At 66.5% G+C, this 6918-nt stretch carries 5 protein-coding genes and 1 pseudogene; 3 read left to right on the top strand and 3 right to left on the bottom strand.

Going from position 1 to position 6918, the window contains the following annotated elements; translation table 11 throughout:
* The first annotated feature begins 94 nt into the window (after nucleotides 1-94).
* A complete protein-coding gene (locus ACLHRZ_RS37140) occupies nucleotides 95-1870 on the top strand; it encodes an IS1182 family transposase (RefSeq protein ID WP_490422994.1) in 1776 nt (591 codons plus the stop codon).
* Nucleotides 1871-2015: 145 nt separating this feature from the next.
* Here ACLHRZ_RS37140 and ACLHRZ_RS37135 read toward each other — a convergent pair whose 3' ends face one another.
* On the bottom strand, nucleotides 2016-3209 hold the full coding sequence (locus ACLHRZ_RS37135; RefSeq protein WP_490422993.1) for a L,D-transpeptidase family protein: 1194 nt from the start codon (nucleotides 3207-3209) through the stop codon (nucleotides 2016-2018).
* 545 nt (nucleotides 3210-3754) lie between these two features.
* Here ACLHRZ_RS37135 and ACLHRZ_RS37130 point away from each other — a divergent pair.
* Complete coding sequence (locus tag ACLHRZ_RS37130; protein WP_490422992.1) at nucleotides 3755-4375, top strand: hypothetical protein; 621 nt, start codon at nucleotides 3755-3757, stop codon at nucleotides 4373-4375.
* 205 nt (nucleotides 4376-4580) lie between these two features.
* On the opposite strand, the pseudogene ACLHRZ_RS37125 reads toward ACLHRZ_RS37130, so the two are convergent.
* Nucleotides 4581-5027, bottom strand: a pseudogene (locus ACLHRZ_RS37125) (transposase family protein); the annotation flags it as partial.
* A gap of 1055 nt (nucleotides 5028-6082) precedes the next feature.
* On the opposite strand from ACLHRZ_RS37125, the gene ACLHRZ_RS37120 reads away from it, so the two are divergent.
* The gene (locus ACLHRZ_RS37120; protein WP_490422995.1) at nucleotides 6083-6343 is read left to right on the top strand and encodes a WhiB family transcriptional regulator; all 261 of its coding nucleotides are present in this window, start codon (nucleotides 6083-6085) and stop codon (nucleotides 6341-6343) included.
* 101 nt (nucleotides 6344-6444) lie between these two features.
* On the opposite strand, the gene ACLHRZ_RS37115 is transcribed toward ACLHRZ_RS37120, so the two are convergent.
* Nucleotides 6445-6918: transposase family protein (locus ACLHRZ_RS37115; protein ID WP_490422991.1), on the bottom strand; the 474-nt coding region annotated here is incomplete at its 5' end.

Here is a 6918-nt window from a genome sequence, read left to right as displayed (position 1 = left end):
ACCTGATCACATCCCTTCTGGACTGCGATGACGCCCGGACTGCTGGACGTACCTCCGTTGCTGAATTGCCTGCGGCGGTCTGGGGCTGTTCGGCATGATCGTTGGCGCGGTCGTTCTGTCTGCCCCGGCCGCAGGGGGTCCGGTGGTGTCCATGAGGCCTGGGGGTCTGCCGTCCGTTCCGGAACAGACGGTGCGTACGGCCCGTGCCGCTTTTCCCAAGGGAAGCCTTCCGATGCGGGTCCGCGACCACCTGACCGAGGTCTTCGATGACGCGCTGTTCACCGGGGCGTTTCCCGGCCGTGGTGCTCCTGCCCAGTCCCCGGCCCTGCTCGCTCTGGTGACGGTGCTGCAGTTCACCGAGAACCTCACCGACCGGCAGGCCGGGGAGGCGGCGCGGGACCGGCTGTCCTGGAAGTACGCCTTGGGCGCGGAACTGTCCGATACCGGCTTCGACTTCTGCGCGTTGTCGAGGTTCCGTGCCCGGCTGGCCGCCGGCGGGATGGAACGGGTGCTCTTCGACCGGCTGTTGGAGCACTGCCGCGAGGCCGGGCTGGTCAAGGCCGGTGGCAAGCAGCGCACCGATTCCACCTATGTGATCAGCGCGGTCCGTGACCTGAACCGCACCGAGCTGGCCGGGGAGAGCGTACGGGCGGCGCTGGAGGCTCTGGCGGTGGCGGCACCGTCCTGGCTGACTGGGGTGATCGACGTCGCCGAGTTCGCCGAACGCTACGGGCCGCGCGTCGATGGCTGGACGATGCCGTCGTCGAAGACCAAGCGGGAGCGGCTCGCGCAGGTCTTCGGCCAGGACGCGCTGGCCTTGTGCCGGGCCGCCTGGTCCCCCGGCGCCCCGGTGTGGATCCGTGAGATCGAGGCGGTCGCCCTGCTGAGGCAGGTCCTCGTGCAGACCTACACCGTCCGCGTCGATGCCCGGGGACGGGAGGTGGTCAGCAAGCGGGACGCCGACAATGACGGTGTCCCGCCCGGTAGTACCCGCCTGGCCTCCCCCTACGACCCCGACGCCCGCTGGTCCGTCAAGGGCGATGACCTCTTCTGGTGCGGATACAAGATCCATCTCACCGAGACGTGTCACGCTCCGGCCGAAGCCGAAGCCGAAGCCGAAGCCGAAGGCTGTCTCCGTGTCCCGGCGCCGAACCTGATCACCGACGTGCACACCACTGACGCCACCGTGCCCGATGTGAAGGCGACCGCGCCGATCCAGAAGAACCTCACCGAGCGCGAGGTGAAGCCCGCCGAGCACTATCTCGACTCCGGCTACCCCTCGGCCGACCTGATCACTGCCGCGGCCGGGCAGGGCATCACCATGGTCACTCCGCTCCTGGCCGACCACTCACCCCAGGCCAGGGCCGCCGAGGGCTTCGACAAGAGCGCCTTCCGGATCGATCGGAAAGCCCGTCAGGTCCGCTGCCCCGAGGGTTCCATCAGCGCCGGCTGGTATCCGGTCACCCAGCACGGCCGTGACGCCATCGTGATCGACTTCGCCCGCGCCGACTGCCGCCCCTGCCCCTCCCGCAACAAGTGCACCAGTTCCGTCCGCGGCACCCGCATGCTCACCCTGCGGCCCCGCGAACTCCACGAACGCACCGCCACAGCCCGCGCCGAACAGGACACCGAGCCCTGGAGAACCAAGTACGCCCTGCGCGCGGGCGTCGAGGGCACCGTCAACCAGGCCCTCGACATCACCGGCATCCGCCGGGCCCGCTACCGCGGCCTGCCGAAAGTCCGCCTCCAACACGCCTTCTCCGCCACCGCCCTCAACGTCGTCCGGCTCGACGCCTGGTGGACCACCGACCCCCTACGCAAACCCCGCACCAGCAGACTCGAACGCCTCAGCCACCGACTCGCCAGCTGACCAATTCAGCAACGGAGTCGCCGGGCCTGCCTGCCACTGTCCGTTACCACCGGACCCGCCACCCTCACCCGACCAACGGCCACACTGAACAAGCTCAGTGCTACAGGGGCTGGCGCGTTGCCGGGCTCCGGTGAGTTGGCGGGTGTCACCGTGTGGCGAGGGCGCTCCTGGTCTTCCAGCCATCGTAGGAGAGGTTCCATTCACCGTAGCCGTTGTTGACGGCCTGGGTTCCTTTGGCATCGTTTCCGGTGATCTCGAACGGGTCGCCGACCTGTACCTGGCTATATATAAACTTGGCGTCGGTATCGCTCATGCCGATGCAGCCCGAGCTGTGGTTGCTGTTGCCGAAGTAGGCGGCGTTCCAGGGTGCTGCGTGCGCGTACATCCCCGAGGCCGTGAGGTGCATTGAGTAGTCGACCATCTTGTTGTAAGCGCTGCCGAGTCCTACTGTCTCAGAATTCATGTTGATGGTGCCTTCTTTGGCCATCAGGACGGCTTTGCCGCGCCAGGACCCCTTTTCGCCGCCGGGGGTTCCTGCGGATACCGGAACGTCCTTGACCAGTCTGTCGTCGCGGTAGAGTTTCAGCCGGTGGTGGTCGAGGTCGACCTGGATGACCTGTTTCTTTCCGATCGTCATGCTGGTCTGGTAATCGCGGACGAACCACCCCCCGGGGCCGCCCGAGTCCACGCCGGCGAGATCGGCTTTGAGGGTCACCTTGGTGCCGGGCTTCCAGTAGTCCCTGGGGCGCCAGTCCACCCGGGTCTTGCCGTCATAGTCTTTCATCCACCCCCAGGAACCCTCGGTGCCGTTGTCGGTGACGACCTTCAGGTGTCTCTCCACCTCAGCTTTGTTCTCCACCAGGTGGTCGAAGACAAGGGAGACCGGCTGGGCTATCCCCACGGTCGTGCGGTCACCGGGCGCCCAGGTGATCTTGTTGACCTTCTCCGGGGCCATGGTTCCGAAACCGGCGGTGGCGGCACCGCCTTTGTCGTCCGTGGCCCGCACACTGTAAGTGAGGCCGGGTGCGGTTTTGCGGCCGGAGGTCCAGGTTTTGCCATCGGCGGATATCTTCCCGTCCAGCGTGCCGCCCTTGCTGTCCGTGACCGTAACCTCCCGCAGCTTGCCGTCAGCCAGCCTCACCCGCACCGGCTCGCCTGCCCTGGCCTGCTTGCCGGACAGGTTCACCGATATCTGCGCCGGGCCAGGGGACTTGGTGCCGTTGCCGACAGGTCCTTCCCCGGAACAGGCAGTCAGCGCAACGGCGAGGGCAGCTGCGCCAACGAGCGCGGCACGGCCGCGCCGATGGCGGGCCAGCGGGGTACGGAGCGTGCTGCTCACAGGAAGAACCTCCAGCAAAGGGCGCGTTTCATCCTCAAAGAGGATCCTTTAGCGGTTTTGGTTGCAGCAGGCGGAGAAAACACGGACCGGAGCAGACTGCGGTGGCGTCCCGCCGGGTGGTGTAACAGTGATCAAGCGGAGAGGCACGGGTCGTACCCCTTGACAGGCCGCACCCGCACCCCTTCGATGCTGACGAGCCGTCAGCACAGAAGCCGGCTGGCGCCGGCACGTGGGTGTCAGCCCCGGGACGGACATCGCCCCGAGGACAGCGCACTGACGCCCCGTCAGGCCCCCTGAGTACAAGACGCCCTGACCTGCGCCCCGAGTAGACACTATGCCGTGAGCGCCGTTACACCACCCGGGCAGGACGCCGTCTCCGCCATGTGAACAGATCGTACTTTTGGCCATAAATAACGTATCAGTGGACTGTGCGGCTGTTTGTTACATTTTCTATGGGTTGCCGTGATGATCCATTCGTAACTTGATCAGGCCCGCTGTGCAGCGGGCGCAACGTCCGAGCACGACAGACCAGTTGGGATGACGTCATGCCTATCCGCACCCGGCTCCGCATCGCTGCAGCCACCGTCGGCACCCTGTCCGCCCTGGCCCTGCCCGCCACCGCGGCCTTCGCCGACACCCGCACCAGCGCGCCGGAAGCACACACCGGCGACCAGCAGAACCACAAGAACGCCGCAGCGAAGGGCCGCCAGGACAGCCCCGCTCCCGGGGAGCAGCAGTCCGTCACCCTCCGGGACGGCAGCACCGCCAGGATCTCCGAGATCGGCAAGTCCGGCAACTACCAGGCGGACGTCACCGGGAGCAAGAGCGGGCAGCACGCGAAGCTCAGCACCCGCGGCGACCTGAAGAACACCGCGACGCTGCCCTCCGGCCTCAAGATCACACTCACCAGTGACGGCAGGATCAACCAGGAATGGAACAAGAACAGCATTGAGCACAAGGAGGCCGGCGCCGGCAGCCACAACACCCAGCAAACCGGCAAGGCCGCCCCCACGACACCCAAGGGCGGCGTCAACGCAGGAGCCGACACCACCGGCACCACAGACTCCAGCGCCACCGCACTCGCCGTCGGCGGCACCGCAGCAGCAACCGCCGCAGGCCTCGCCTACACTGTCCTGCGCCGCCGCCGCAGCCACGCCGGCAACTGAACCACACCCCCGAGGCCCCGGCAGCCCAGCAGCCGGGGCCACCCCAGCAACCCGCTCCCGGAAAACGGCCGAAAATCCGGGAAGGTTGTTCAGAAGTGGTGGATCTTGGTGGGGTCCAGGTGCGGAGGAGTTCGAGCTGGACGACGGTGTCGAGGACCTCGGGGAAGCGGTCGAGGGGGCCGCGGTAGTCCTCGGAGAGGATCTTCCAGTTCTCCAGGTGGCCGATGCAGCGCTCGACCGCGGAGCGGACGGAGGAATGGGCCCGGTTGCAGTCCTTCTCCACCGGCGTGAGCGGGCGGTGGCGGGGCTTCTTGTACGGAGTCAACAAGCAGCTGCCCTGGTAGCCCTTGTCACCCAGGCCCGGATGTCTGCCGACGGCGGCCTCCGCCTCGGAGGCTGTGCAGGCGTAGGAGTCGTGCCGGGCTCCGGGCAGGGGCCGGCCCACCGCTCTCAGCCGTCCGCGCGGGTCGGAGATCACCTGGACGTTGTGGCCGGTGCGGCGGTGTTTCGCGGGGAAGAGCCGTTCGGCGGCCTTCCAGTCCCAGCACGGGGCAAGGAACCCGTCGACCAGGACCGGCTCGCCCCGGGGCAGACGCCGGATGCCGAAGCCGAACTGTTTGAGGCTGTCACGCACCACCGGCCGCAGCAGCATCCCGTACCGGGACACCGTCGGCTGCGAGACCCCGAACAGCTCACCGGCCATCTCCTGCACCGCATCATGCCGCAGGAGAAAGCACAGCAGAATGACCGCTTTCCACAAGGGCATCGCACGAGGACGCCCGAGGGTCCGGTCCCAGCAGGGCAGTCGGCGCTCCACCCGTCTGATGAGCACATCCAGCTGATGCGGGCTCAGCCCGGTAGTACGGTGGAAGCGCATCGGTCCCCCCGAGCGTCCGCACTGGATTCGACACCCCGTACGGTACGCCGAGGGGACCGATCTTGCTCTCCACGATCAACTACCCAAGATCCACAGACTTTTGAATGACCTTCCGGGAAACACACCAGCCTGCGCCAGCCCGGCCCGGCCAGCACTGACCTGCAGCCCAGGACAAACCCGGCTCCCGGAACAGGATCTCCACCGCCCTTCCGACACCCGCCGCGAAAGCGCCTGACCAGAGAAGAACAGCACACACCCCAGGCCCCCCACCAGGGACAGCCGCAGAGCTGCCCCCCTCTCCGCAACGGCACCGGCTCGCCAGCCGCGTCATCGCACACAGACACAGCTAGCAAGGAAGAAACAGGCCTTACTACCCCACACCTCACAGAATCCGGCACACGGACCTCAACGCCAGCCCGCCCCCGCCCCAGACGCCCTCCAGGACAGGGACGGACCAGAGGCTGTCGCTGCCAGCAGCCGGGAGTGACCAGCAGCGGCACCGGCTCGGTGGTCGGCGGCCAGGAGGCCTTTCGCAACCAGCCAGCTGCAGGAGCGTCCGAGTCCCCATCGACAGGAAGGGCTCAATCTTTGCCCACTGCTGGTCCGTCAGATCGCCACGCACTACCCCCCTGAGACTTGATCACGGCCTGGGCCAGGACTATCCACAGGCCTGTGACCTGCGAAGGCATCGCCAGTGAAGATCACCCTGCATCAAGAAGCCTTCCTGATCATCACCGATCAAGATTCATTTCTTTGCGCTACGACGTCATTTTTCCGACAGGAGTGTGCTAGCTGTGGCCAACCAGGACTCGAATAGCCGCGGCCTCCGGATGCCAGCTGTGCCCGACTGGCGCCGCTTTGCGGCATGCAGCAGGCCGGATGTCGACCCAGACTGGTTTTTCCCCGAAGGGCGCGAAAAAACAACCACGCAAATCGTTCGGAAATTTTGCGATGCCTGCCCCGTGCAAATTGATTGCCTGACATACGGTTTGATTACAGGTCAGAAGTGGGGAGTCTGGGGTGGCTACCGCGCAGGACCCGCCGGGTGGCACTACGTCGAGCGCCGGAGACACGGTCCAGGGCGGGGGTGAATCTCCCCCTGGACCCTGAGGCTTATTCAGAGGCCGGTTTGCAGAAGTGGAGTGCGATGACGGTGGAGATGGTCTAGGAGAAGGAGGCTCAGTAAGGATCTTCAGCGTTGCTGCTCGAGGGTGAGGACGGCTTGGACCATTGACGTGAGTCGGTTGGGGCTGCAGCGGGCCTTGCGGAAGACGCGCCAGGTCTTCAGTCGGGCGAAGGCCCGCTCGACCGGCACCCGTAGTCGGGCGTGTGCACGGTTGACGGCCTGCTGTTTGATGGTGAGGTCGCGTCCGCAGTGGCGTTTGAAGGGGGTACAGAAGGTTCCGCCGGCCCCTTCGTAGGCTTTGTCGGCGAGGACGGGGATCTTCAGGCGCTCACAGGTGGTGACGATTTTGTGGGTGCGGGCGGCGGTGATGTCGACGGTCCGGCCGGGCAGTGCGGGCGAGTACCACAGGAGTTCGCCGGCGGGTCCGGTGACGGTCTGGATGTTCACGCCGTGCCGCCTGGCCTTGCCGGAGTAGTCCGCCCTGCTGTCCCCGACGCGGTCGCACTCGGCGATGGTGCCGTCCACGAGTACGTACTCCGG

It is taken from the genome of Streptomyces sp. AM25, from assembly GCF_058146165.1.
This window is presented reverse-complemented; position numbering and strand designations above follow the sequence as displayed.

Excerpts from the sequence above, each read along its gene's own strand:
- ACLHRZ_RS37130 (WP_490422992.1), top strand. The coding sequence starts at position 3,755 with ATGCCTATCCGCACCCGGCTCCGCATCGCTGCAGCCACCGTCGGCACC.
- ACLHRZ_RS37120 (WP_490422995.1), top strand. The coding sequence starts at position 6,083 with ATGCCAGCTGTGCCCGACTGGCGCCGCTTTGCGGCATGCAGCAGGCCG.
- ACLHRZ_RS37140 (WP_490422994.1), top strand. The coding sequence starts at position 95 with ATGATCGTTGGCGCGGTCGTTCTGTCTGCCCCGGCCGCAGGGGGTCCG.